General features: G+C 73.3%; 22 protein-coding genes, 1 tRNA gene and 1 pseudogene. 14 read left to right on the top strand and 10 right to left on the bottom strand.

Features of this window, described 5'->3' with window-relative positions:
• Positions 1-125: 125 nt before the first annotated feature.
• Positions 126-803: a hypothetical protein gene (locus tag ACZ6KO_RS02790; protein ID WP_469299110.1), complete on the top strand. Its 678-nt coding sequence runs from the start codon at positions 126-128 to the stop codon at positions 801-803.
• A gap of 50 nt (positions 804-853) precedes the next feature.
• Positions 854-1,267 (top strand): VOC family protein, encoded by a 414-nt coding sequence (locus ACZ6KO_RS02795; protein WP_469299112.1) that lies wholly within the window; start codon positions 854-856, stop codon positions 1,265-1,267.
• 44 nt (positions 1,268-1,311) lie between these two features.
• Here the strand turns inward: ACZ6KO_RS02795 and ACZ6KO_RS02800 are convergent, their stop codons facing one another.
• Positions 1,312-2,190: a LysR substrate-binding domain-containing protein gene (locus ACZ6KO_RS02800; protein WP_469299114.1), complete on the bottom strand. Its 879-nt coding sequence runs from the start codon at positions 2,188-2,190 to the stop codon at positions 1,312-1,314.
• A gap of 209 nt (positions 2,191-2,399) precedes the next feature.
• On the opposite strand from ACZ6KO_RS02800, the gene ACZ6KO_RS02805 reads away from it, so the two are divergent.
• Complete coding sequence (locus tag ACZ6KO_RS02805) at positions 2,400-3,431, top strand: bile acid:sodium symporter family protein (protein WP_469301494.1); 1,032 nt, start codon at positions 2,400-2,402, stop codon at positions 3,429-3,431.
• On the top strand, positions 3,428-3,871 hold the full coding sequence (locus tag ACZ6KO_RS02810) for a (2Fe-2S) ferredoxin domain-containing protein (RefSeq protein ID WP_469299116.1): 444 nt from the start codon (positions 3,428-3,430) through the stop codon (positions 3,869-3,871). Before ACZ6KO_RS02805 ends, ACZ6KO_RS02810 begins: the two co-directional genes overlap by 4 nt.
• 30 nt (positions 3,872-3,901) lie before the next feature.
• On the opposite strand, the gene fdhD is transcribed toward ACZ6KO_RS02810, so the two are convergent.
• Complete coding sequence (gene fdhD / locus ACZ6KO_RS02815) at positions 3,902-4,738, bottom strand: formate dehydrogenase accessory sulfurtransferase FdhD (RefSeq protein WP_469299118.1); 837 nt, start codon at positions 4,736-4,738, stop codon at positions 3,902-3,904.
• Between the two features lie 243 nt (positions 4,739-4,981).
• Here fdhD and ACZ6KO_RS02820 point away from each other — a divergent pair, with 243 nt between their 5' ends.
• Complete coding sequence (locus ACZ6KO_RS02820; protein ID WP_469299121.1) at positions 4,982-5,923, top strand: beta-ketoacyl-ACP synthase III; 942 nt, start codon at positions 4,982-4,984, stop codon at positions 5,921-5,923.
• A 66-nt stretch (positions 5,924-5,989) separates the two neighbouring features.
• Here the strand turns inward: ACZ6KO_RS02820 and ACZ6KO_RS02825 are convergent, their stop codons facing one another.
• Positions 5,990-7,183: a low temperature requirement protein A gene (locus ACZ6KO_RS02825; RefSeq protein ID WP_469299123.1), complete on the bottom strand. Its 1,194-nt coding sequence runs from the start codon at positions 7,181-7,183 to the stop codon at positions 5,990-5,992.
• 208 nt (positions 7,184-7,391) lie between these two features.
• Here ACZ6KO_RS02825 and ACZ6KO_RS02830 point away from each other — a divergent pair.
• Positions 7,392-7,479 (top strand) — tRNA-Leu (locus tag ACZ6KO_RS02830).
• A gap of 324 nt (positions 7,480-7,803) precedes the next feature.
• On the opposite strand, the pseudogene ACZ6KO_RS02835 reads toward ACZ6KO_RS02830, so the two are convergent.
• A pseudogene (locus ACZ6KO_RS02835) lies at positions 7,804-8,553 on the bottom strand (IclR family transcriptional regulator domain-containing protein); the annotation flags it as partial.
• A gap of 824 nt (positions 8,554-9,377) precedes the next feature.
• On the bottom strand, positions 9,378-9,911 hold the full coding sequence (locus ACZ6KO_RS02840; protein ID WP_469299126.1) for an RNA polymerase sigma factor: 534 nt from the start codon (positions 9,909-9,911) through the stop codon (positions 9,378-9,380).
• A 452-nt stretch (positions 9,912-10,363) separates the two neighbouring features.
• Between ACZ6KO_RS02840 and metG the strand changes: the two genes are divergently transcribed.
• From metG to ACZ6KO_RS02865, 5 genes are all read left to right on the top strand, one after another.
• The gene (gene metG / locus ACZ6KO_RS02845; RefSeq protein ID WP_401450087.1) at positions 10,364-12,076 is read left to right on the top strand and encodes a methionine--tRNA ligase; all 1,713 of its coding nucleotides are present in this window, start codon (positions 10,364-10,366) and stop codon (positions 12,074-12,076) included.
• A 154-nt stretch (positions 12,077-12,230) separates the two neighbouring features.
• Entirely contained in the window at positions 12,231-12,974 is a 744-nt protein-coding gene (locus ACZ6KO_RS02850) for an antibiotic biosynthesis monooxygenase (protein WP_469299129.1), read from the top strand.
• A 96-nt stretch (positions 12,975-13,070) separates the two neighbouring features.
• Positions 13,071-13,490 (top strand): DoxX family membrane protein, encoded by a 420-nt coding sequence (locus ACZ6KO_RS02855; protein WP_469299131.1) that lies wholly within the window; start codon positions 13,071-13,073, stop codon positions 13,488-13,490.
• A 121-nt stretch (positions 13,491-13,611) separates the two neighbouring features.
• Positions 13,612-14,220: a hypothetical protein gene (locus ACZ6KO_RS02860; protein ID WP_469299134.1), complete on the top strand. Its 609-nt coding sequence runs from the start codon at positions 13,612-13,614 to the stop codon at positions 14,218-14,220.
• A 41-nt stretch (positions 14,221-14,261) separates the two neighbouring features.
• Positions 14,262-15,038 (top strand): bestrophin-like domain, encoded by a 777-nt coding sequence (locus ACZ6KO_RS02865; RefSeq protein WP_469299136.1) that lies wholly within the window; start codon positions 14,262-14,264, stop codon positions 15,036-15,038.
• Positions 15,039-15,102: 64 nt separating this feature from the next.
• Here the strand turns inward: ACZ6KO_RS02865 and ACZ6KO_RS02870 are convergent, their stop codons facing one another.
• From ACZ6KO_RS02870 to ACZ6KO_RS02885, 4 genes are all read right to left on the bottom strand, one after another.
• Positions 15,103-16,464, bottom strand: coding sequence for an FAD-dependent oxidoreductase (locus tag ACZ6KO_RS02870; RefSeq protein WP_469301496.1), 1,362 nt, complete (start codon positions 16,462-16,464; stop codon positions 15,103-15,105).
• A gap of 185 nt (positions 16,465-16,649) precedes the next feature.
• The gene (locus tag ACZ6KO_RS02875; RefSeq protein ID WP_469299138.1) at positions 16,650-17,837 is read right to left on the bottom strand and encodes an MAB_1171c family putative transporter; all 1,188 of its coding nucleotides are present in this window, start codon (positions 17,835-17,837) and stop codon (positions 16,650-16,652) included.
• Complete coding sequence (locus ACZ6KO_RS02880) at positions 17,834-18,391, bottom strand: toxin-antitoxin system, toxin component (RefSeq protein ID WP_401450099.1); 558 nt, start codon at positions 18,389-18,391, stop codon at positions 17,834-17,836. The genes ACZ6KO_RS02875 and ACZ6KO_RS02880 overlap by 4 nt, the downstream gene beginning before the upstream one ends.
• 65 nt (positions 18,392-18,456) lie before the next feature.
• Positions 18,457-19,140 (bottom strand): helix-turn-helix domain-containing protein, encoded by a 684-nt coding sequence (locus ACZ6KO_RS02885; RefSeq protein WP_469299141.1) that lies wholly within the window; start codon positions 19,138-19,140, stop codon positions 18,457-18,459.
• Between the two features lie 219 nt (positions 19,141-19,359).
• Between ACZ6KO_RS02885 and ACZ6KO_RS02890 the strand changes: the two genes are divergently transcribed.
• From ACZ6KO_RS02890 to ACZ6KO_RS02900, 3 genes are all read left to right on the top strand, one after another.
• On the top strand, positions 19,360-20,346 hold the full coding sequence (locus ACZ6KO_RS02890; RefSeq protein WP_469299143.1) for a helix-turn-helix domain-containing protein: 987 nt from the start codon (positions 19,360-19,362) through the stop codon (positions 20,344-20,346).
• 97 nt (positions 20,347-20,443) lie between these two features.
• Positions 20,444-21,793 (top strand): 6-phospho-beta-glucosidase, encoded by a 1,350-nt coding sequence (locus ACZ6KO_RS02895; RefSeq protein ID WP_469299147.1) that lies wholly within the window; start codon positions 20,444-20,446, stop codon positions 21,791-21,793.
• Between the two features lie 80 nt (positions 21,794-21,873).
• Positions 21,874-23,970 (top strand): DHA2 family efflux MFS transporter permease subunit, encoded by a 2,097-nt coding sequence (locus tag ACZ6KO_RS02900; protein WP_469299149.1) that lies wholly within the window; start codon positions 21,874-21,876, stop codon positions 23,968-23,970.
• Between the two features lie 39 nt (positions 23,971-24,009).
• Here ACZ6KO_RS02900 and ACZ6KO_RS02905 read toward each other — a convergent pair whose 3' ends face one another.
• Positions 24,010-24,510 carry a nucleotide triphosphate diphosphatase NUDT15 gene (locus tag ACZ6KO_RS02905; RefSeq protein ID WP_469299152.1) on the bottom strand — a complete coding sequence of 167 codons (501 nt, stop codon included), beginning with the start codon at positions 24,508-24,510 and terminating at the stop codon, positions 24,010-24,012.
• Positions 24,511-24,608 lie beyond the last annotated feature (98 nt).

Consider the following 24,608-nt stretch of genomic DNA (forward strand, 5'->3'; position numbering starts at 1 on the left):
GCCCGTGTGATCCGGTCCGCCGTCCGGCCCTCCCCGCAGGAATGTCGCCGCCACCGCGGCCGCCCTTCGTGGTCCGCTGGCGAAGGCCGCACGCGCCGACACCGCATACGAGAGGTGGTCGCCCGGTGAAACGATCCCGCGTCCTCGCCGTCGTCGTCCCGTCCCTGCTGCTGGCCGCGACCCTGGGAGGCACGTCCGCCGCGGCCACCCCGCGCGCCTCGCACCTCCCGCACGCCGCGGCCACCGACCACGCGACCAAGCCGGTCGTCCCGCACTGCCTGGGCCCCGACGGCGCCGACCTCAACAAGCGCCACCGCGTCACCCAGCGGATCATCGGCCCCGCCGCCTGCCGGACCGCCTTCAACAAGGCGGACTGGGTCCGCGTGGTCCCGGAATGGTCGACCGCCGCCGGAGCCCGCGGCGCACGCTACCCGGCCGGCTACCGACCGGACCGGAGCAACCCGATCGACGACTTCAACGCCAAGTTCGTCAGCGTCACCTACGTCCACGACATCGGCACGCCGCACGAGCGGAGCCTGACCTACCCCAAGAAGCAGGTGCTGCGCACCGGCTTCACCACGCCCGACGGCCTGCCGTCCTCCGGCATCGTCTCGCCGCCCCTGAAGGCCCTGGGCCTCGGTACGCACACCACGACCGTCTTCTTCGAGCTGCGGGCCGAGCACTGCGACGGCCTGGCCACCGTCCGCGAGGAGAACTGCCTGCCCGCGGGCATCTCCGCGTACACCGGCGACATCCCCTTCGACGTCATCCCGCGCCCCCGCGAGATCCGCCCCCACGGCTAGTGACCTGAGTCACGGTCCCGGCTCATATGATCTTGTGACAAGATCGCCGGATGCTACGACTCACCGACTTCATCATCGACTGCCCGGACACGATGAAGCTGGCAGCCTTCTACTCCGAGGTGACGGGGCTCCCGGTCAAGGAGAGCAGCAACGAGCACTGGGCCGGCATCCGGTTCGGCGAGATCGAACTGGCCTTCATCCAGGTGGAGGACTACCGCGCCCCGCAGTGGCCCGACAGCGAGCACCCCAAGCAGTTCCACCTCGACTTCGAGGTCGACGACATGGAGGCCGAGCAGAGCCGGGTCCTGGCTCTCGGCGCGACCCTGCAGCGGGACTGCGTCGGCCCGAACGGCTACGGCTTCCGCGTCTACACCGACCCCATCGGCCACCCCTTCTGCCTCTGCCGCAACAAGGGTGTCGTCTGGACCGATCAGGGCCCCAGCTGGCCCACGCACGACGCGTAGGGTCGCGCCGGGCCGGTCACGCCGGACGGGTCACGCCGGACGGGTCACGCCGGGCGGCTGAGGCGGTCGCCGCCCGACAGGATCGCCGCCGCCAGCGCCTCGGCCGCCGCCGACGCGGTGCGTCCCCCCGCGGCACGCTCGGCGCTGCGTCCCTGGAGCAGCGCGAACTCCACCGGCCCCAGCTCCGGCAGCCCGCCCACCCGGACCAGCCCCGGCGGGATCAGGCCGCGGGTGTGCGCCATCACGCCGAGTCCGGCGCGGGCCGCCGCGATCAGCCCGCTCAGGCTGCCGCTCGTACACGCGATCCGCCACGCCCGCCCCTCGCGCTCCAGCACCTCCAGCGCGCGGGCCCGGGTGATCCCCGGCGGCGGGAAGACGATCAGCGGAACCGGACGGTCGGGATCCACCCGCAGCCCCTCCGCCCCGATCCACACCATCCGGTCCCGCCACACCAGCCGGCCCCGCTCGTCGCCCGGGCCGCGCCGCTTGGCCAGCACCAGGTCCAGCCGCCCCGCGTCCAGCCGTTCGTGCAGGGTGCCCGACAGTTCCACCGACAGCTCCAGGTCCACCTCGGGGTGCTGGTGGCGGAAGGACTCGAGGATCTCCGGCAGCCGGGTCAGGACGAAGTCCTCCGAGGCCCCGAACCGCAGCCGCCCGCGCAGCCGGGTCCCGGTGAAGAAGGCCGCTGCCCGCTCGTGCGCCTCCAGGATGGTCTGCGCGAAACCGAGCAGCGCCTCACCGTCCTCGGTCAGCTCCACGCTGTGGGTGTCCCGTACGAACAGCGGCCGCCCGGTCGCCTCCTCCAGCCGCCGCACGTGCTGGCTCACCGTCGACTGCCGTACGCCGAGCCGCCCGGCGGCCTGCGTGAAACTGAGCGTCTGGGCGACGGTGAGGAACGTCCGCAGCTGGACGGGATCGTACATACGGGCCAGCCTAGCGCCGGTCATCGCGATGCGTGATGACAGTCAGAGTGGTGTACGGGTTTCCCGATCACGGGTCCGAGGGTCACCATGGCACGGGGTGCCGAAGGGACGCCGCCCCACCGCCCTCGACAGCAAGTGAGCACCGCACCATGCCCAGCCGCCCGCGCACACCCGGCCCGACGCGCATACCCGGCCCGCGCCGCCTGCGCATGCCGGCCCGGCTGCCGCTGGACCCGTACGTCCTGGCCCTTCTCGCCACCGTCGGCCTCGCCGCCCTCCTCCCCGCCCGGGGCCCGGCGGCCACCGTCGCGGACGGAGCCGCCACCGGCGCCGTCGCCCTCCTCTTCTTCCTCTACGGCGCCCGGCTCTCCACCCGCGAAGCCCTCGACGGACTGCGCCACTGGCGCCTGCACCTCACCGTCCTCGCCGCCACCTTCGTCCTCTTCCCGCTGCTGGGCCTGGCCGCCCGCGCCCTCGTGCCCGCCCTGCTCACGCCCCCGCTCTACAGCGGCCTGCTCTTCCTCTGCCTGGTGCCGTCCACCATCCAGTCCTCGATCGCGTTCACCTCGATGGCCCGCGGCAACGTGCCCGCCGCCGTCTGCGCCGGCTCCTTCTCCTCCCTCGCCGGGATCCTCCTCACCCCGCTGCTCGCGGCCGCCCTGCTCGGCGGCGACGGCGGCGGCTTCTCCCTCGACTCCCTCCTCGAGATCCTCCTCCAGCTGCTGCTGCCCTTCCTCGCCGGCCAGTTCCTGCGCCGCTGGATCGGCGGCTTCCTGGTCCGCCACAAGCCGGTGCTCGGCCTCGTCGACCGCGGCTCGATCCTCCTCGTCGTCTACGCCGCTTTCAGCGCGGGCATGGTGGCCGGCATCTGGCACCAGGTCGGCGTGGCGCGCCTGGGCGCGCTGGTGCTCGTCGAGGCGGCCCTGCTGACGGTGATGCTGCTGGTTACCTGGTACGGCGCCCGGCGGCTCGGCTTCGGCCGGGAGGACCGGATCGCCATCCAGTTCGCCGGGTCCAAGAAGAGCCTGGCGGCCGGACTCCCCATGGCCAGCGTGCTGTTCGGCGCGCAGGCGGCCCTCGCCGTACTGCCGCTGATGCTGTTCCACCAGATGCAGCTCATGGTCTGCGCGGTCCTCGCCCGCCGCCGCGCCCAGGACCCGGAGGCCGCCATGGACGCGGTGGCCGGTCCTCAACTCCCGCGCCCCGGTTCCGAACAGGTCTCCGATACCGTTCGACGGTGACCTGGATACGTCCCCAAGGGGCCCACGCCGAACGCCCCTGCACCCTGGTGCTCTGCCGCGGCTGCTGCTGCGGCGACCCGCGCAAGAACGCCGGTACCGACCACGCCGGCCAACTGGCCCGGCTGCGCGCGGCCGCCGCCGCGTCCGAGGGACGCCTGGCCGTCCGTACGACCGACTGCCTCGGCCCCTGCGCCCAGGCCAACGTGGTCGTCGTCCAGCCCACCACGGAGGCCCGCCGACGCGGCGCCCGCGCGACCTGGTTCGGGTGGGTCCTGGACGACACGGCCACCGACGAGATCATCGACTGGGCGCTGTCGGGCGGGCCGGGCGTCACCCCGCTGCCGGCGACGCTCGACCTCCACCGGATCGACCCGCCGTCGAACGGGACCGAGGACCGGTCGCGCCGGTCCGGCCGGACCCGGCGGACCGGCCGGCGCTGATCAGCGCGTTGATCGGCGGTACCGGCGCGCTCAGCCCACCGGCAGCGCGATGCGTTCCTCGCCCGCGTAGATGTTCATGTCGCCGCCCCGCAGGAAGCCGACCAGCGTCAGCCCGGATTCCAGCGCCAGGTCCACGGCCAGCGACGACGGTGCCGAGACGGCCGCCAGCACCGGAATGCCCGCCATCACCGCCTTCTGCGCCAGCTCGAACGAGGCCCGGCCCGACACCAGCAGCACCGAACCCGCCAGCGGCAGCCGCCCCTCCTGGAGCGCCCGCCCGACGATCTTGTCGACGGCGTTGTGCCGGCCCACGTCCTCCCTCACGTCGACCAGCTCGCCCTCCGGCGTGAACAGCGCGGCCGCGTGCAGGCCGCCGGTGCGGTCGAAGACCTTCTGCGCCGCCCGCAGCCGGTCCGGCAGCTCACCCAGCATCCCGGCGGTGATCCGCACCGGGTCGGAAGCGAGCCCCGGGAAGCGGGTGGCCGTCCGTACCGCGTCCAGGCTGGCCTTGCCGCACAGACCGCAGGAGGAGGTGGTGTAGACGTTGCGTTCGAGCGTGATGTCGGGCACGGGCACGCCGGGGGCCAGCTGCACGTTGACCACGTTGTAGGTGTTGGAGCCGTCCTCGGTGGCGCCCTCGCAGTAGGTGACCGCCCGCAGCTCCGACGCCGAGCCGAGCACGCCCTCGCTCACGAGGAAACCGGCGGCCAGCGCGAAGTCGTCGCCGGGCGTGCGCATCGTGATGGCCAGGGGCCTGCCGTTCAGCCGGATCTCCAGCGGCTCCTCGGCGACCAGGGTGTCGGGGCGTACGCCGGCCGCGCCGCCCCGGATCCGGACGACACGCCGACGCTCGGTGACCCGTCCCATGCCGATCAGCCGTCCCCTCGTCCACGCGTGCAGGCAACCCATGGAGCCCTCGCGCCCCTGGGGCGTCCATTGTCCTGTACGCCAGGAAGATCCATGAGACTCTCCAAAATAGGGTGCTCGAATCCTGTCGGGTCACACGCACCCGTACCCACTGGTAGCAGGCGAAGCTGGGTGATCCTGACTCCGCACGTAGGGGGAAACCCACCCATGACCGCGCCCACGACAGCGCCCACGACCGCGCCCATGACCGGTTCCCGCGTCGTGGCGCTCGGGCACTACCAGCCCGCGAAGGTCCTCACCAACGAGGACCTGGCGGCCATGGTCGACACCAGCGACGAGTGGATCCGCTCCCGCGTCGGCATCAGGACGCGCCGGATCGCCGGCCCCGACGAGCCGGTCGACGAGCTGGCGGCGCAGGCGGCCGGCAAGGCCCTCGCGGGCGCGGGCCTGACCCCCGACGACATCGACCTCGTGCTGGTCGCGACCTCCACCGCCGTGGACCGCTCGCCCAACATGGCGGCCCGGGTCGCCGCCAAGCTGGGCATGGGCGGGGCGCCGGCGGTCATGGACATCAACGTGGTCTGCTCGGGCTTCACCCACGCCCTGGCCACCGCCGACCACGCCATCCGGGCCGGCTCCGCCACCCGCGCGCTCGTCATCGGCGCCGACAAGATGACCGAGATCACCGACTGGAACGACCGCACCACCTGCGTGCTGACCGGCGACGGCGCGGGCGCGGCCGTCGTCGAGGCCAGCGCCGAGCCCGGGATCGGCCCGGTGCTGTGGGGCTCGGTGCCCGAGATGGGCCACGCGGTCCGGATCGAGGGCAGCCCGGCCGTGTTCGCGCAGGAGGGCCAGTCCGTCTACCGCTGGGCCACCACCCAGCTGCCGCCGATCGCCCGCAAGGTGTGCGAGCGGGCCGGGATCACCCCCGAGGACCTGGCCGCCGTCGTCCTGCACCAGGCGAACCTGCGGATCATCGAGCCGGTCGCGCAGAAGATCGGCGCCGTGAACGCGGTCGTCGCCCGTGACGTCGTCGACTCCGGCAACACCTCGGCCGCGAGCATCCCGATGGCCCTGTCCAAGCTCGTCGAGCGCGGCGAGATCGCCTCCGGCGCCCCCGTCCTCCTCTTCGGCTTCGGCGGCAACCTGTCGTACGCCGGCCAGGTCATCACCTGCCCCTGACCGGCCCCCGCTCCTGACGCCCCGACGCCTCGACGCCTCGACGCCTCGACGCCCCGGCGCCGCCGATCAGCCGGTGCCGGGGACACCGCCGGCGGCCGCCGCCCGCCGCCCATGGCGTTCCTCTGCGGCCAGGGTGGCGACGAGGACGATCACCAGCGCCACCAGCTGCCACACCGCGCCGGCCCGCATCCCGGCCGCCGCGGTGGCCAGCGCCAGCACCAGCGCGCCCGCCCGGTACGCGTTCGGCCCGATCCGCAGGGCCGACCGGAACGCGATGTCACCGGCCAGATAGAGCGCGACCCCGCCCGCCAGGGCGACGGCCGGGCCCGCGTGCAGGTGCTCGCCGAGGTGCCCGATGCTCTTCTTCACGCCCGCCGCGAAGACGGCGATGCCCAGCAGCATCGGCAGGAAGGCGTAGTAGTAGGCGCGCATCGCCAGCTTGAACCGCTCCTGCGGCGCGGTCCCGGCGAACACCTCCTCCGCCCGGCCCTCGTCGCGCACGAAGTACATCCACCACAGGGCCGACGCGACCGCCAGCGCGAGGAAGGCGCCCCCGGCGATGCCGAAGTCGAGCTCCAGCGTCCCGACACCGATGCCGATCGCGATGACCGACTCACCGAACACGATGATCAGCAGCAGGCCGTGCCGCTCCACCAGGTGCGACGAGCTCATCCCGCCCAGCTGCTCACCGACCGTCGCGTCCCCCGCGCCCGCATCCCCCGTGTCCGCGTCCGCGGTCCTGCCCCCGCCGCCGGCCGACACCCGCCGCACGATGACCGGCGTCACGAACTGCAAGGCCAGCGCCAGCAGCCACAGCGCCAGCGCCGGCGGCCCGTCGAAGAAGGCGGCCGCCGTCACCGCCAGCGCGCACAGCACGTTCGGCAGCGCGAACCACATCACGCCCCGGCCGTGGGCCTGCGTGAAGAGCGCGCCGTGGACGAGGACGACGAGCAGGTAGCCGAGCCCGAAGGCCACCCCGCCCGTGCCGAACGCGGTCGGCACCGCCAGTGCGCACACCATGAAGGCGCCCATCGCCAGCATCAGCGCCACCCGGCGGCCGGTGCGGTCCGGGGGCACCTGGTTCGTGAGGTGCGCGTAGCCGCCGTACATCCAGAACAGCACCGTGAAGATCAGCAGCACCTGCCCGGCGGCGCGCCAGGACAGGTCGTCCGCCAGCAGCACGGTCAGCTGCGTGACGGTGAAGACGAAGACCAGGTCGAAGAAGAGCTCCAGCGTGCTGACGCGGTGCTCGGTGTCCATCGGTGACTCCCCCCGAGAGCGTGTGAGGCGCGGCCATCCGACCGCCTCCCCGCCCCCGGTGTCCACCCTCGCCCCGCCGTCCGGGGCCGGCGGGCACGGGAGGGACGGGTGCCCGCACGCAGCTGACCACCACTTATACGGGTGAAGAGCACCTCGAACCCCTGCTATTGTTGTCCATGTCGCCGCGGGAAACCGCGAAGACCACCTGGTCCGGGTGGCGGAATGGCAGACGCGCTAGCTTGAGGTGCTAGTGCCCTTTATCGGGCGTGGGGGTTCAAGTCCCCCCTCGGACACCACACAGGAACCCCACTTCGGTGGGGTTCCTTTGCGTTGGGGCGGGCCTACATCCGGAGCACCAGGAGGCGGTCCCCGGCCGGTTCGAACGGGGTGTACGTCAGCGGCAGCGCCAGTGACGCGGAGCCCTCCTCCGGCTCCGCGCCGAAGAAGTACGCCGCGGCCGCCGCGGGGTCGCTCACCAGGTGCGGGCCCGCCGACACCGCCGCACCCCGCAGCGGCGTACGGAAGATGCTCCGCAGGTGCCGTACGGTCCGCGGGGTCACGGCCAGGTCCGGTTCCGCGGCGTCCGGCGCGCCGTCGGCGTCCGGCGGGATCGCTCCGGTCAGCAGCAGCGCCAGCAGCACCGGTACCGCCTTGCGGCGAAGCCGCCCGGTCGCCGCGCGCAGCCGGTGGGCGTGCGCCGCGGGCAGGGACAGGGCGAGGCTGCCGGCCGTCTCCCCGAGGGCGAGCGGGACGGCCGAGCAGACCACGCCGGGGGAGTACTCGCGCAGATCGAAGACGGGCTCCCCGGGCGCCAGCGCGTCCAGGGCGCTGAACAGCGTCCGGCTGTCTGTGATCGTCCGCGAGGTCAGCCGGGCCGGCCGGTGCCGGGCCACGTGGTCGGCCCGCCCGTCGTGGTCGAGCTGCGTCAGCAGGCACTTGCCGACCGCGCTGGCGTGCGCGGCCGTGGCGAAGTCCACCCACTCGTGCACGGGCGGCGTACCGGGCCCGTCCGCCATCTGGGTGATGCGGACCTCGCCCTCGGAGTACCGGCTGAGGTACACGGCCGCGCCCACGCTGTCCCGGGCCAGCGCCAGGGTGTGCTGGAGCTGGGCCGGCAGGCCGTGGCCGCCGGGCGCCGCCAGCCGGTCCAGCGCGGGGCCGCGCCCGTAGACGCCCGGGGCCGGCCGGTAGGCGTACTCCTCCTCGCACAGCATCGCCAGCACCGCCCCGAGTTCCGGCCCGGCCAGTCCCGCCTCCCGGCCCAGCTGTCCGCTGCTCACCCCCAGCGGGTGCCGCTCCAGGACCCGTACGACGTCCAGTGCGCGCCGGGCCCGCGCCAGCGCCCGGTCGTCGCCACCGCGTGCCGGCAGCCGTACGGCCCGCTGCGCGGCCGCGGCGAGCGCCGGGTGCCGCAGCGGGCCGGGGGAGGGCCGGGCCGCCGGGGCCGCGACCGGAGCGACGTACCCCCCGCCCCTGTCCCTGCTCCCGCTCCCGCTCCCGCTCCTGACGTTCCCGCTCAAGCCGCCGGGGCCGCCGGGGCTGCCGCCGCCCGTGACGGCCGTGGCGGCCGGCCGGAACGCCGGCAGCACCTCCGGCAGGCCCGGGCGCGGCAGCGGCACCGGCCCGAGGTCCTCGTCGTCGTGGCTCTCGACGTGCCGCAGGACCGCGGCCTGCGCGCACAGCCGGACCTCGCGCAGCTCGCGCTGACCGCCGGGCCGGAAGCCCCGGGCGGCCAGCTGTCCGGCCCAGATCCGCGCGTCGTGGTGCTCACCGCGCCGCGAGTGGTCCAGGAAGAGGCAGTAGGCGGCCTGTTCGCCGCCGGCCCCGGCCGCGAACTGCCACCAGAAGCGGGCGCCGTCGCGCAGCCCCGCGAGATGCAGCAGACACGCGAAGACCAGCGCGCCGGGCAGGTCGGTATGACCGCCGCGGATGAAGGCGCCGAGGCCGTGCCCCGCGTCCGGGGCGCAGACCACGGCCAGGCAGACCGCCTTCAGGTCCCGCCGCGCCTGCTCGGCGTCGACGGGGCAGTCCCGCGCGGGATCGCTCCAGCCGCCGCTCCACGGGCAGCGGTGACTGGTGCGGGACCGCAGCAGCCGGGCCTCGGCGGCGGGCAGGTCGTAGCGGACGTAGCGGTCGCGGACCCCGGCCCGGGCCAGGAAGTGGTCCAGGGGGCGGGGGCCGCCGGTGCGGTCGGTCATGAGCCCGGCATCCCGTCACGAGGAGTCGCGAGGAGCCGGGCGAGGCGCCGCAGCGCCTGGCTGAGGTGGGAACGGACGGTGGCCTCCTCGACGCCCATCACGGTGGCGGCCTCGCCCGTGGTGCACTGCAGGCCGTAGCGGAGCAGGACGGCGTCGCGCTGCCGTTCGGCGAGCCGGGAGACCGCGGAGTAGAACTGGATGGTGTCGGTCAGCACGTCGTACGGATCGACGGCGGCGTCCTTGAGTGCGGCTTCGAAGGCGGTGATGTCCATCGGCTCGGGGCGGCGGTTCCGCTTGCGCTGCTGGTCGACTATGCGGTGCTTGAGGACGGTCCAGGCGTACGCCTCGAGGCGGTCCATGTGGAGCATGCGCAGCCACTCGTTCATGATCGCGTCGAAGGTCGCGTCCACCGCGTCCTCGGCATCGGCGTCCGAGCCCAGCTGGAGGTAGGCGAACCTCATGTACGCGGGCCGCCGGTCGGCGTGGAAGGCCCAGTACGAAAGGCGTGCCGTGGCATCCCACTGGCTCATCGGCGTCGGCCGTTTCCGCCGGCTGGGCAGTCCCACCGCCCCACCCGACTCTTCCGGTCCGCCATCGCTCACCGTTCCACCTCTCCCCTTGTGGCACTGGAGGCGCTCGCCTCCAACCATTCCAGCGTTTGGGAGGGCCGTAGTGTGCAGAGAAGAATGCCGGTGACATTACGTTCGGTGATGGCCGTTCGGTGATCGCCTTCGATCGCACGGCAGCCCATGTCGTCCTGATGCATATGCCCTTGGTGCTGTCCCGCGAGTGCCCCGGGTCGGAGGCTCCCGGCTCCGGCTGTAGCATGGGCGAGCGCGAGGGCCGTGACGCAGAGGTCACAGTCCTCGCTTTTGCGTTACGTCCCCCTCGAAAATGCGGCACACGGCCTCCGGGCGGTTCGATACGATGAACCGGATCACAATCCGTTACGTACCGCACATATGAAATGGAGCATCCGAGGATGGCTCGACACCTGATCACCAGCGCGCTTCCGTACATCAACGGGATCAAGCACCTGGGCAACATGGTCGGGTCGATGCTTCCGGCGGATGTGTACTCCCGGTACCTCCGCCAGCGCGGCCACGACGTCCTCTACATCTGCGCCACCGACGAGCACGGCACCCCCGCCGAGCTCGCCGCCAAGGAGGCCGGGCTCTCGGTCGCCGAGTTCTGCGCCCAGGCGCACGACGCGCAGAAGGCGGTCTACGACGGATTCCAGCTGTCCTTCGACTACTTCGGCCGCAGCTCCTCGCAGCAGAACCGCGAGATCACCCAGCACTTCGCGCGCCGTCTCCACGAGAACGGCTTCATCGAGGAGCGCGCGATCCGGCAGGTCTACTCGCCGGTCGACGGCCGTTTCCTGCCGGACCGCTACGTCGAGGGCACCTGTCCGCACTGCGGCTACGACAAGGCCCGCGGCGACCAGTGCGAGAACTGCACCCGCGTGCTGGACCCGACCGACCTGATCGACCCGCGCTCGGCGATCTCGGGCTCCACCGAGCTGGAGGTCCGCGAGACCAAGCACCTCTTCCTGCTCCAGTCCGAGCTCCAGCACGAGGTCGAGGCCTGGGTCGCACAGCACGAGGACGAGTGGCCGCAGCTGGCCTCCTCCATCGCGCGCAAGTGGCTGACCGAGGGCCTGCACGACCGCGCGATCACCCGCGACCTCGACTGGGGCGTCCCGGTCCCGGCCGACACCTGGCCGGAGCTGGCCGCCGAGGGCAAGGTCTTCTACGTCTGGTTCGACGCACCCGTCGAGTACATCGGCGCCACCAAGGAGTGGGCGGACGCCGAGCCGGAGACCCGCGACTGGAAGTCCTGGTGGTACGAGGCCGCGGACGTGCGCTACACGCAGTTCATGGCCAAGGACAACGTCCCGTTCCACACCGTGATGTTCCCGGCCACCGAGCTCGGTGTGCGCGAGCCGTGGAAGATGGTCGACTACGTCAAGGCCTTCAACTGGCTGACGTACTACGGCGGCAAGTTCTCCACCTCGCAGAAGCGCGGCGTCTTCACCGACCAGGCGCTGGAGATCCTGCCGGCCGACTACTGGCGCTACTTCCTCATCGCCAACGCCCCCGAGTCCGACGACTCGTCCTTCACGTGGGAGCACTTCACCGCCACGGTCAACAAGGACCTCGCCGACACCCTGGGCAACTTCGTCAACCGCGTGCTGTCCTTCTCCCGCAAGCGCTTCGGTGACGAGGTCCCCGCCGGGAACGCCGCCGGGGAGGCCGAGGCCAAGCTGGGCGCGCAGATCGCCGAGCTGCTGGCCGAGTACGAGGGCCACATGGAGACCCTGCAGTACCGCAAGGCGGCGGCCGCGCTGCGCGCCCTGTGGTCGGCGGGCAACTCCTACCTGGAGGAGAAGGCCCCCTGGCTGGAGATCAAGACCGACCCGGAGGGCGCCGCGCTCACGCTGCGCACCGCGATGAACCTCATCCACCTCTACGCGGTGGTCTCCGAGCCCTTCATCCCGGCCTCCGCCGCCGCCATGCGCTCGGCCTTCGCACTGGCCGACGACACGGCGACGTGGGTCACCCCGGAGCAGGCCAGGGCTCTGGACGCGGTCCCGGCGGGCACCCCGTTCACCGTGCCGCCGGTGCTCTTCGCCAAGATCACCGAGGAGGACCTGGAGTCCTACCGCGAGCGCTTCGGCGGTGCCGAGGCCTGACGGCCACCCGAGTACGGTGCGAGGGGCGCGATCCGCGAAGGTCGCGCCCCTCGCGCATGTCCGCCGTCTCGCGCCGGCCTCAAGGGTGCTTGACCTCAAGCGTGCTTGAGGGCGGAGGCTCTGTGCAGCAGCCGTGAACGCGAGGAGGCACCCCATGAAGACCATCGTCCTGCCCGACGCCCGTCCCGATCTCACCCGCCCCGATGCGGGCGTCGTCACTGCCAGCACCTGGCGGGTCGGCACCCCGCAGCGTCAGCGGGCCGCCGTCGACGCCATCGCCGCCGCCTGGCGCAGCCGGGACTGGCCGGCGGTCGGGCTGCTGTCGTACACCGTGCACATCGGCACGGACGGCGACACCCTCTTCCACTACGCTCAGTGGACCGACGAGGCCGCCTACCAGGAGTTCTCCCGTACCTACCGCGACGACCGGAACGCCGAGATCGACGCCGCGGTGCCGGGCATCGAGCGGGTCGGCCTCCACACGTACGTCCCCTACCGCGCGATCGGTCCCGGCGCGGGCGGCGGGGCGGCGGACCGGGCGGTGGGCTGCGTGGTGGCCGTGGAGGCCGAGTTCGACGGCACGGACCCGGGCCACCCGCGCGCCTGGGTGGACCTGGTCCTGGCCGCCCTGGAGTCCGACCCGAACCCGGCGCCGGGCGGCATCTCCGCCACCTTCCACCTCGGATCCGACGGCACCCGGATGCTCAACTACGCGGAGTGGGAGAGCGAGCAGGCCCACATCGAGGCGTTGGCGGCCCCGGGCCGGGGCATCGGCTCGCAGACCCCCGAGTGGGACAAGGTCCTCGCCTTCCCCGCCACGACCGGCAACCGCTTCCGCCGCTACCTGCCGGCCCTGAGCCTGGCCCCGGAACCGGGTCGGCGCCCGGGTCCCGCCTGACCCGGCCGCGGCCGGCGCCGACGGGTGGGCGGCGCGGAACGGGGTAGACGCGGGGGGCCGCTGCCGCGGCGCTTCGATGGTGTTCAGGAGGTCACGATGGACGTCCTCGTGCTGATCGGACGCATCCTGTTCGTCGTACTCTTCCTCGGCAGTGCCCTGGGGCACCTGACCAGGACCAAGGAGATGGCCGGCTACGCCGCCTCCCGCGGCCTGCCGATGGCGACGGCCGCCACCTTCGGCAGCGGACTGCTGCTGCTGGCCGGCGGGGTCAGCGTGGCGGTCGGGCTGTGGGCGGACCTCGGCGCGCTGGCGCTCGCCGCGTTCTGCTTCCCGACGGCCGTCCTGATGCACGCGTTCTGGAAGGAGAGCACACCGCAGGCGAAGCAGCTGGAGCAGACGATGTTCCTCAAGGACATCGCGCTCGGCGGCGCCGCGCTGGTGATGTTCGCGTTCTTCGCGTACGCCGGCCACGACCTCGGGCTGATGGTCACCGGGCCGCTCTGCTCGATCAGCTGACCGGAGGGCTCGAACCGGCCCCGGGCGGCGATCCCGCCGCGTCCCGAGCGTGTCGAAACCCGTGTCGTGATCGTTTCTCCGGCGGGAGCACCTGACACACGCCGGTACGGGAGGACACGCGGTGACCGCTTGGCAGTACATCGCCGGGGCGGGCCTGGTGGCGGCGCTCGGACCGCTGCACGGTCAGGTGGCCGCCCCGGCCGATGACGGCGCGGACCGCGCCCCGGCGTCCGCGCGGGCCACGGCGCCGTCGGTGGCCACGGTGCCCCCGGCGGCCCCCGGGTGCGCACCGGACCGGCCCGCGCCGGCGGCGGGCCGGCCGAGCGTACGGGCGCTCCCGCCCGGGCCCACGGGGGCGACCGTACGGCACGCGCCGCCGCCGCCCGCACCGACGCCCGCCCCGGTACCCACACCGCCGCCCGCGCCCGCGCCGGTGGCCCTCCCCGTACCGCCACCGGCCGTCCCGGAGCCGCAGCCGGCTCCGGCCGTCGCGCGGGCCGGGACCCCCGCCCCGCCCGCCCCGGCACCGCCACCGCCCGCTTCCCCGCGGCCCTCCGCCCGGCCGGCCCCGGCCGCCGCCCCGGTGTTCCACGTCCGTCCGTACCGCTCGACCCTCCAGCGGCGCGGCCCGGACGGCCTGTCCACCGTGATGCTCATGGTCGTCGTCACCACCCCGGCCGTCCTCGCGGCCGCCGCACTGCGCCCGCGCTCCAAGGGCCGCGGCGCCTGATCCCCCCGCACCCCCACCACACCGTCAACGGGAGACCCCTCGTGTCCGAATGGCTGGTCCTGGCCATCGCCATGGTGCTCGTCTGCGCCCTCGTCTTCGCCTTCACCGCCCTCCGGCACCGCCGCGCGGCCGACGACGAGGACACCAGTGAAACCCCCGACGTCATCGAGTACATGACGATGATGGTCGGCGTGGTCTACGCGATCGTGCTGGGCCTGGCCATCGCCGGGGTCTGGGAGGCGCGCGGCGCCGCCGAGGACACCGTGCGCCGCGAGGCGCAGGCACTGTACGAGGTCAGCCAGCGCGCCGACGTCTACCCGGCCGCCGTCCGCGACCGGATCCGCGGCGAGGTGCACGCGTACGTCGCCCACACCGTCGGCGTGGACTGGCCGCGGATGGCCGACGGCGAGAGCCCGACCGCGCAGGGCGCCGAACTCCTCGGCAAGCTGCGCTCCGACGTCACCCACCAGAGCCCGGCGACCGAGCTCCAGGCGCAGGCCTACCAGCCCCTGCTGGACCAGATCGCGACCGCCGACGACGCCCGGCACTCGCGGACCCAGAGCTCGGAGGCCACGCTGCCGGGCGTGGTGTGGTTCGGCCTGCTCACCGGCGGTGTGGTGACCATCGGGCTGATCTTCACCCTGCAGATCCGCCGCTCGGGCCGCGAGCTGCTGCTCGCCGGCCTGTTCACCGCGCTGATCGTCTTCCTGCTGTTCATGGTGTGGAGCTTCGACGCGCCCTACGGCCGGGACGGAATCGATTCGGCGGCCCCGTTCCAGGACCTCTTCCCGTCCCTGGGCCTGGCCCTGGGGGAGTGACCCCCGGGCCGGTCGCCCCAGGGCCGGTCGCCCCCGCCGGGCGGCCCGCCGTCCGTCCGGCGCCTCAGGTCCCGGCCTCGGTGCGCTCGTCCGCCCGCTCCACCAGCCGCCGCTCCCGGTCCGTGAGCGGCGGCGCGGTCAGCGGCTCGCGCCGCGGCCCGCGCGCGACGGCCAGCGCCACCTCCGGGCGCAGCAGCGCGGTGGGCGGGGCCGACAGGGTCATCACGTCGAACAGGGCCCTGGTGACCAGCGGCCGGCTCGTCGCCGTCAGCATCAGCCGGTCCATGTAGCCGCGCAGCAGGCCCGCGGCCCGCCCCGGCTGCTTGCCCCGGGCGTCCGGGTAGAGGATGTCCTGCGCGGTCGCCAGGTCCCACGCCGTGGCGACCGGCCCGGCCACGGCCCGCTGCACGCGGCGGGCGAAACCCGGCGCGTCGAGGCCGCGCGCCTCGAGTTCCGTACGCAGAGCCAGCACCCCCTGCGCGGCCACCGACATGCCGTGCCCGTACACCGGGTTGTACGTCGCGACGGCGTCGCCGACGACCACGAGACCCTCGGGCCACCGCTTGACCCGCTCCAGGAAGTTGCGCCGGTTGACCGTGGAGCGGGTGACCACCACGTCCGTCAGCGGCTCGGCCCGTGCGATCAGCTCGCCCACCACCGGGTGGCGCACGGAGCGCGCGAAGGCCTCGAAGTCGCCGGCGCAGCCGGTCGGTTCGCCGCCGCGGGTGCCCGACAGCGTCGCCAGCCAGCGCCCGTGCTCGATCGGCATGACCGTCGCCGTGCGCCCGGGCACCGCAACCCGTGGATCGGACTGCACGTTGACCACGGGGAAGTCCTCGGTGCCCGCGGGAGCCCGGAAGATCCGGCTGGCGTAGGCGAGCCCGGAGTCGACCTCCTCGCAGTGCACGGGGCCGGCGCCGAGCTCCTCCAGCAGCCGCGGCGCCCGCGATCCCCGTCCGCTCGCGTCGACGACGAGATCGGCGGCCAGCACCCGCTCCGCGCCGTCCGCCGCACGGATCGTCACGCCGGTGACCCGCTCCGGGCCGCCCCGGAGCCCCAGCAGCTCCGTCCGGTGCAGCACGGTGACCTCCGGCCGCCGTACGACCGTGTCGCGCACCGTCCAGTCCAGCAGGTCACGGCTGGAGGCGATGAGGAACTGCATCTCCGGGTAGCGCCGGATCCAGCCGCTCGCCGACATCGACACCAGGCCCGTCGGCAGGGCGATCCGCCGCGCGCCGCCCGCCAGCCAGCGGTCCACGGTGCCCGGCACCAGCTCCTCGATCGCCCGCGCGCCGCCCGACCACAGCAGGTGCGCGTGGTGCGCCTGGGGCAGGCCGCGGCGGGGCCCGGGGGCGTCGGGCAGCGTGTCGCGGTCGATGACGGTCACCGTGGCGAGGTGGTCGGCGAGGGCGGCGGCGGCCAGCATGCCGGCGAGCCCGCCGCCGATCACCACCGCGTGCCGTGCGGAGCCGGCGGAAGAGCCCACGGACGAGCCGGCGGACGAACCGGTGGACGAGCCGGTGGAATAGCCATGGGGTGAGCCGGCCGACGAGCCGGCGGGGCAGCCGCGTCGGCCGGGGGAGGGGCCGTGGGTCACTCTGTGTGCTTCGCTCATCGAAGGCCGCTCCCTGTGGCTGCCGCGTGGCGGCGCACCGCTGCCACGACGGGTGAATGACGCAGCGCGTGGGAGATCCGCACGAGGTCGCGGGGACCGTCGGCCGGATCGTGCACGTGCTGCCGGCTGGATCCCACGATCCTGCCCTCCGGGTCCGCCGAGCGTGCCTGGAGGGCGACCGCGACCATCGCGGCGACGGCGACCGCCCGGGCCGTTTCCTCGTCCGCGCCGGTGGCCACGGCCCGTTCGTACGCCTGTTCCCCATGCCGGTGGTCCAGGTACGGCCCCAGGTGCAGGAAACCGTCGTGGATGTCCGACTCGCGCTGGATCATGCGGAGTTCGGCCGGGGACCACCAGGCCATCCGCACGCACGGAGTGCCCTCCGGCGCGGCGCTGCGCAGCTCGTGCCACAGCGTGCCCAGCCGCCGGTACGTCGACCAGGTCTGCCAGCTGTCGGAGACCCGCTGGCACACCAGCGGCACGATGAACCCGATCGCGCTGATCATGGCCCCGATCGAGACGAGCTGAGGGGCGACGTAGGAGCTGACGTGGTCGAGGTCGGCGCCGAACCAGCGGGCGAAGATCGCGGTGAACTTCGCTGCGTCGAAGCTGAGGTTGAAGACGTAGCCGACGACGATGACCATGAGCCCGCAGCGCAGCCAGCCGCGCACCTGGAGGGACCAGCGCCAGCACAGGGCCACCATCACCACGGCGGCGACCGTGTGCGCCGCCAGGTACAGCACGATCATCTCGCGGATGAAGGGCGTGGTGATGTAGTACGTGTCCAGGTCGCGCAGTCGTTCGACCGGGGCGTCGCCCAGGGCGAACAGCACGATGAGCGCCACGATCACGCAGCTGTAGCCGAGGATCCAGCGGCGGGAGACGCGGCGCGTCCGTTCGGGCGGGCCGCCGCGCCAGTTGACGATCAGCACCAGGCAGGAGGCGCTGAAGGCGGTGATCAGGCAGTAGACGAGCGGGGCGGAGAAGTTGGTGATCCCGCTCCAGCTGTTGACCGCCGCGATCGTGGGAGGGGCGGCGAAGGTGAAGACGGCGCCCGCCAGGACGAGCAGGGCGCACACGGAACGCAGCAGGGGGTCGCGCCAGTTGTGCCGTAACGCGGGCAGTTTGAAGGCGAGGGAGACCGCCATCGCGGCTGCGGGTACGTAGTAGTCCTCGCCGTTCAACGGTCGGTCCTGTGCCCCCGGTATCCGAGCGACGCCTCGATCCGTCCCGCGAGCTGGTCCCGGTGCACGGGGGCCCGGTGGCTCGCCGAGCCGGCCAGCCAGGGGCGGCACTTGCTGCCCAGCAGCAGGCCGAAGGTCTCCGCCTCGGTCTCCTCCTGGACGTCGGAGCGGGTGCGCGCGGCGACCCGCCGTACCGTCTCGCTGAGGTCGGCCTCGTCGGACAGCAGCCGGGCGGCGACGGCGGCGCCGTCGACGTGGTGGCTGCAGTGGCCGGCCTTCATGTGCCACAGCTCGTGGCCGAGGATCACCAACTGGTGGTCGGGTGCGGTGCGTTCCTCGATGACGACCAGGTCTCGGTCGGCCATGTCGAGCCACAGGCCGCTGGCCGTGCCCGCCGGGAACGCGGCCATCCGGAAATCCACCCGACGGCCCCGGTGCCTGCTCATGCCGTCGCACAGGGCGGCGTAGAGGTCCACGGGTTCCACGGGGGCGTCCAGCGTGAGGCCGGCCACCAGCTCCCCGCACAGCCGCCGCTGCTCTCTGCCTATGCTCACCGTTCTCCCCGTCGGCGCGGATCCGGATCAGGACTCGTGGGGTCGGACCCAGACATCCGCCTGGGTCAGGACTCGTTCGGTTTGACGCTCTCGAGAAGCATGTCCAGCCATTCCGTCACCTTGTCCCGGTGCTTGTCGCTGGGCAGTTGGGCGGCGCGCCAGGCGATGCCCCGCACTCCGTGGTTCTGCAGAAGTCTCGCCAGCGGATCGTCCGCCGAATCCGACTTCGAGGCTACGCTTTCGCGGCGCTCCCGGTCCCGCTCCCGACCTGCGAAGTCCTGAAGAAGCTGCTGTTCGGTCCGCTGCAGCGCGTCGGTCAGGGCGTCGGCGTCATGGGCCGTCAGGAATCCGGCGTGCACGCCGAAGAACCGCTGGATCGCGTCGCAGTGCTCCATCGTCGGGCGGCGGTCCCCGTTGATCAGGGCGCCCGCCTGCTGGCGCGACATGGCGGCGCCGTCCGCGATCTCCTGCTGGGTGTAGCGGCGGCCGTTCGGCTTGACCCGGGTGCGGCGCAGCAGGTCCAGCCGCTGCAGGAAGCGCGCCTGGAGGTCGGGTTCGCCGGCGGGGCGGCCCTCCAGCAGGGTGCGGACCACGTCCGTGGGGACGCCGGACGCCTCCGAGAGCCGGCGCAGGTCGAAGACCTCGCTGTGGGCGCGTCCTAGCTTGTCCGCGAGTTCGGCGACGCGCGTGACGGTGGCTGCCAGGGGCACGTTGGCCACCGCGACGGGAGCCGGGAAGCCGTCTGTCACCAGTGGTTCTCCTAGATCGCGCGGGGCCGCTTCGGGGCATGTCGTGGGCCCTTGGAGGCTATCCGGTCAGTGCGTGTACGGCTAGAACTTGCCACAGCTGTGGCGGGAATGAGCTGTCAAGAGGCTGGAATTGCCACAATAGTTGACACTCGAATGACGTCGGTAGCAGGATCGCCACACGGAAACGAAGATCCAGACCGCGAGAAGGGGGAGCTCTCGGTGCCACATCTCGCAGCGGTGGGCCCGTCCGACGGCCTCTCCCGCACGACCGGTGAGGAGCGCCTGACGGGCGAAGAGTCCGTACGCGGCGCAGTACGGTCGGAACGACGCAAGGAGCTTTTGCGCCAGCGGCGCGAGGAGCTGGGCCTGAGCCAGGAGGACGTCGCCGCACGCCTGCGCATCAGTGTCCGCGCGTACGGAAACTGGGAACGCGGTCTGGTCAAGGAGTGGACGGACCGCAAGCTGCTGGCCCTCGCCGAGGCGCTCGAGATGAGCGAGCGGCAGTGCTTCTGGCTGTTCCGGATCATGGTCGACCGCGACCCGCCGCCCACCTGGCACGCCGCCGAGGAGAGCCGGCTGCCCGACGATCCGGCCCAGCGCGACTACCTGCGCGACTACGCGGCCCTGATGGAAGCCGTGCCGTACCCGAGCTTCCTGGTGGACCACCGCTGGGACGTCGCCCTCACCAACTCCGCCTTCGACCAGCTCTTCCGTGCCGTCCGGCCGCACCCGACGGCGCTCCCGGACGACAACTTCCTGCGGTTCGTGCTCTTCCACCCGGACGCCGCGGCCGTGCTGGAGGACCACGAACCCGCCTGGTGCGTACCGCTGCTCGCCCAGTTCGCGACCGCCCTGGCGGCCGAGCCGGACGACGAGGGCCTGCGCAGCATCCGTCAGGAGGTGGCCCGTGACCCGTTCATGGAGGCCGCCTACCGGTACGGGGTGCCGCACTGGCTCAGCACTTACGGCGCCGAGGCCGCCGAACGGGACGGCGCGGTCCGCGCCGTACGCCACCCCGACCCGGGCCAGGGCGTGGCCCGCTGCCGGATGGTGGCCGAAACCAGCCGGCAGCTGGACGCGATGGGACTGACCCGGATCACCTTCATCCTCTCGGCCCCGCAGGGCGCGCCCGCCGGCCCGGCGCCCGCCGGGACCCCACGCGGCCAGGGACCGCGCCTGCGCGCCGTGCCGTCGCTGGGAGAGTGACCCCGCAGGGGCCACACTGGTCGGGTCCGTGTCACCGAACGTGGCACGGCGCGGACACCGGTGGCGCCGCGGGGCGCGGGCGAAGGGCGGCGGGAACGTGCGGCTGACGATCCTCGGCGGGGGCGGATTCCGTGTCCCGCTCGTGTACGGAGCACTGCTGGGCGACCGCGCCGAGGGGCGGGTCGCCCACGTCACGCTCTACGACGAGGACCCCGGCCGCCTCACCACCGTGGCCCGGGTCCTGGCGGACCAGGCCCGCGGGGTGGCCGACGCCCCGGCCGTCACCGCCACCAACGACCTCGACGAAGCCCTGCGCGGCGCCGACTTCGTCTTCTCCGCCATCCGCGTGGGCGGCCTCGACGGCCGTGCCGCCGACGAGCGCGTGGCCCTGGCCGAGGGCGTCCTGGGTCAGGAGACCGTCGGCGCGGGCGGGATCGCGTACGGGCTGCGGACCGTGCCCGTCGCCCGGGAACTCGCCGTCCGCATCGCCCGCCTCGCCCCGGACGCCTGGGTCATCAACTTCACCAACCCGGCGGGCCTGGTCACCGAGGCCATGGCCGAGACCCTCGGCGACCGGGTCATCGGCATCTGCGACTCCCCGGTGGGCCTGGGCCGCCGGATCGCCCGGCTGCTCGGGGTCCGCCCCGAGGACGCGTGGATCGACTACGTCGGCCTCAACCATCTGGGCTGGGTCCGGGGCCTGCGGGTCGCCGGGCGCGACGAGCTGCCCCGGCTGCTCGCCGACACCGAGGCCCTGGAGTCCTTCGAGGAGGGCCGGCTCTTCGGCGCCGACTGGCTGCGCTCCCTGGGCGCCGTACCCAACGAGTACCTGCACTACTACTACTTCAACCGGGAGACCGTACGGGCCTACCGGGAGGCCGGGCAGACCCGCGGCGCGTTCCTGCGCGAGCAGCAGCGCGCCTTCTACGCCGCGGCCGACCGCCCCGGCCGGGCGCCCGGCGCCGCCCTGGACGCCTGGGAACGCACCCGGGCCGAGCGCGAGGCCACGTACATGGCGGAGAACCGCGAGGCGGCGGGCGCCGGCACGCGCGACGCGAGCGACCTGGAGTCCGGCGGCTACGAGAAGGTCGCCCTGGCCCTGATGCGGGCCATCGCCCGCGACGAGCGCGCCACGCTCATCCTCAACGTCCGCAACCGCGGCACCCTCGCCGTCCTCGACGCCGAGGCGGTCGTCGAGGTGCCCTGCCTGGTCGACGCCAACGGCGCGCACCCGGTGGCCGTCGACCCGCTGCCGTACCACGCGGTCGGGCTCGTGACCTCGGTCAAGGCCGTCGAGCGCGAGGTGCTGGCGGCCGCCGCGAGCGGCTCGCGGGACACCGCCGTCAAGGCCTTCGCCCTGCATCCGCTGGTGGACTCCGTCCCGGTCGCCCGCCGGCTGCTGGAGCGCTACGGGCAGGAGCACCCGGGCCTGGCGTACCTGCGCTGACAGCGGCGGCACCGGCGCGGTGCATCCGTACGGCGGCACCGGCGGCACCGGCGCGGTGCATCCGTACGGCGCAACGCCGCATGCGGTGCGTCGGGGGCACTGTGAGAGTGCGAGATGTGACCACAGCCCCCGCCGTCGCCGCCGCCCCGCCGGTACTGGACCGGCGGCGGCGCAACGTGATCTTCGCGACGGTCATGCTGGGCGTGCTGCTGGCCGCCCTCGACCAGACGATCGTGGGCACCGCGCTGCCCACGATCGTGGCCGACCTGGGCGGCGGCGACCACATGTCGTGGGTGGTCACCGCCTACCTGCTGGCGGAGACCGTCGCCACGGTGCTGGTGGGCAAGTTCGGCGACCTCTTCGGCCGCAAGCTCGTCTTCCAGGTCTCCGCGGTCGTCTTCATCACCGGCTCGTTCCTGTGCGGGCTGGCGGCCGACATGACCCTGCTCATCCTGTGGCGCGGTCTGCAGGGCGTCGGCGCCGGCGGCCTGATGGTGACCGCCATGGCGCTCATCGCCGACGTGATCCCCTTGCGCGAACGCGGCACGTACCAGGGCGCGATCGGCGCCGTCTTCGGCGTCGCGACCGTCGTCGGGCCGCTGCTCGGCGGGTTCTTCACCGACCACCTCAGCTGGCGCTGGGCCTTCTACGTCAACGTCCCCCTCGCCATCATGGTGGTCGTCGCGGCCGCCCGCACCATTCCGGCGGTCCGCGCCACCGCCCGCCCCGTGATCGACTACCTCGGCATCGCGCTCGTCGCCGTCGGCTCCAGCGCGCTGATCCTCGCCACCAGCTGGGGCGGCAACGAGTACGGGTGGGGCTCGCCCGTCATCGTCGGCCTGTTCGCGCTGGGCGCCGCGGCCCTCGCGCTGTTCTGCGTCGCCGAGACCCGGGCCGCCGAACCCATGCTGCCCATGCGGCTCTTCGCCAACCCGGTCTTCACGGTCTGCTCGGTGCTCAGCTTCATCGTCGGCTTCGCCATGCTCGGCGCGATGATCTTCCTGCCGACGTACCTGCAGTTCGTGGACGGGGATTCGGCCACCTGGTCGGGCGTACGGACGCTGCCCCTGGTCGTCGGCCTGCTGATCGCCTCCGTCTTCAGCGGCAACGTCACCAGCAGGACCGGCCGCTACCGGATCTTCCCCATCGTCGGCTGCCTGGTGATGGGCGTCGGGCTCTACCTGCTCTCGACCATGGGGCCGGGGATGAACCCGTGGCGGGAATCCCTCTACATGTTCCTGCTCGGCACCGGTATCGGCCTGAGCATGCAGGTCCTCACCATCGCCGTGCAGAACACCGTCGACTACGCCGACCTCGGTACCGCCACCTCGGGTGTCACGTTCTTCCGTACGCTCGGCAGCGCCTTCGGTGCCGCCGTCTTCGGCACCATCTACGCCAACACCCTCGGCCCCGAGCTGCGTTCCGCCGTCGCCGAGGCGGCCCGCGCCACCGGCACGAACCCGGTCGCCCTGGCCGCCGCCGCGCAGAGCCCGACGGGGGTCCACCGCCTGGAACCGGCGGCGGCCGGGCCCGTCATCGACGCGTACGCGCACGCGCTGCACACGGTCTTCCTGTGGACCGTGCCGGTGGCCGCCGTGGGCTTCGTCGTGGCCCTCTTCCTCAAGGAGGTCAAGCTCCGCGACAGCGCCCGGGCCGCTTCCACGGACATGGGCGACGGCTTCGCCTCCCCCGCCACCGCCTCCGGCGACTCGGCCAAACTGCTGGAACTGGCCGTCGGCAAGCTGATCCGGGGGATGGATCCGGACACCGCCCGCGCGATCGTGGCGTCCTGCGACACCCGCCTGGACATCGCGGGCGTGTGGGCCGTGATGCAGGTCGACACGACGACGCGCACCGTCGGCTACGCCGGCCTCGGCCTGATCGCCGGCCGCCGCTCGCTGCCGCCGGAGGTCCTGCTGCCGGTCTTCGAACGGATGGTGGACGAGGGATACCTCACCCGGCAGGACGGCTACTACTCCCTGACCCCGGCCGGCGAGCGCGAGGCCCAGGTGGTCTCCGCCGCCTGGGGCGACTGGCTCAGCGACCGGCTCGAACGCGACCGCGGCCGCCCCAGCGGCACGGAGCTGCGGGCCGCGGCCGACGCGATCGCCAAGCGCCTGCTCGCCGAGGACCTGGCCCAGGGCACGTTCGCGCCCCGGCCGCCGGCCGGGGTCTGAGGCCCGTCGTGGCGATGGTCGCGGGACCGGCGGCGGCGGTCAGCGCGCGGGGGCCGCGGCCGGATAGGCGTACGCGGGTACGGGCGGGAGCTGGGGCAGATCCGGGCGCCAGGTACGCAGGACGCCGGCCGACGGTGCGTACAGCACCGACGGGATGTCGGCCGGGGCGAACCACTCCCAGCGGGCGATCTTGTGCGGTTCGGTGACCCGCGCGGTGCCCTCGGCGCCGTGCGCGAGGGCCGCCGCCGTCAACCGGGTCACCTGCGACGCCGAGTCGATCTGTACGCCGAGGATGCCGACGGCGTCCGCCGCCACGCGCAGACCGGTCTCCTCCAGGAGCTCCCGGGCCGCAGCCGTCTCGAAGCCCTCGCCGGGGTCGACCTTGCCGCCGGGCAGTTCCCAGCGGCCGTCGTGAGCCTGGCCGAGCAGCACCCGGCCGCCCGGGCCGAGCACGATCAGGCCGACGCCGACGACCGCGTTGGGCTGCGGAACGGCCCGCTCGGGGCGCTCGCGGTCGGGGTGCGGGGAATCGGTGGTCATGGGAGTCCTTCCGTTCGGAGCGCACGCGCGGGAGCGTTGTCCTGCCTTCCTCCTCCATGATCCCATTTGCCGCTTCGGCACCACGGTTTGCCGTGGCA

Source organism: Streptomyces sp. NPDC042102, assembly GCF_055582305.1.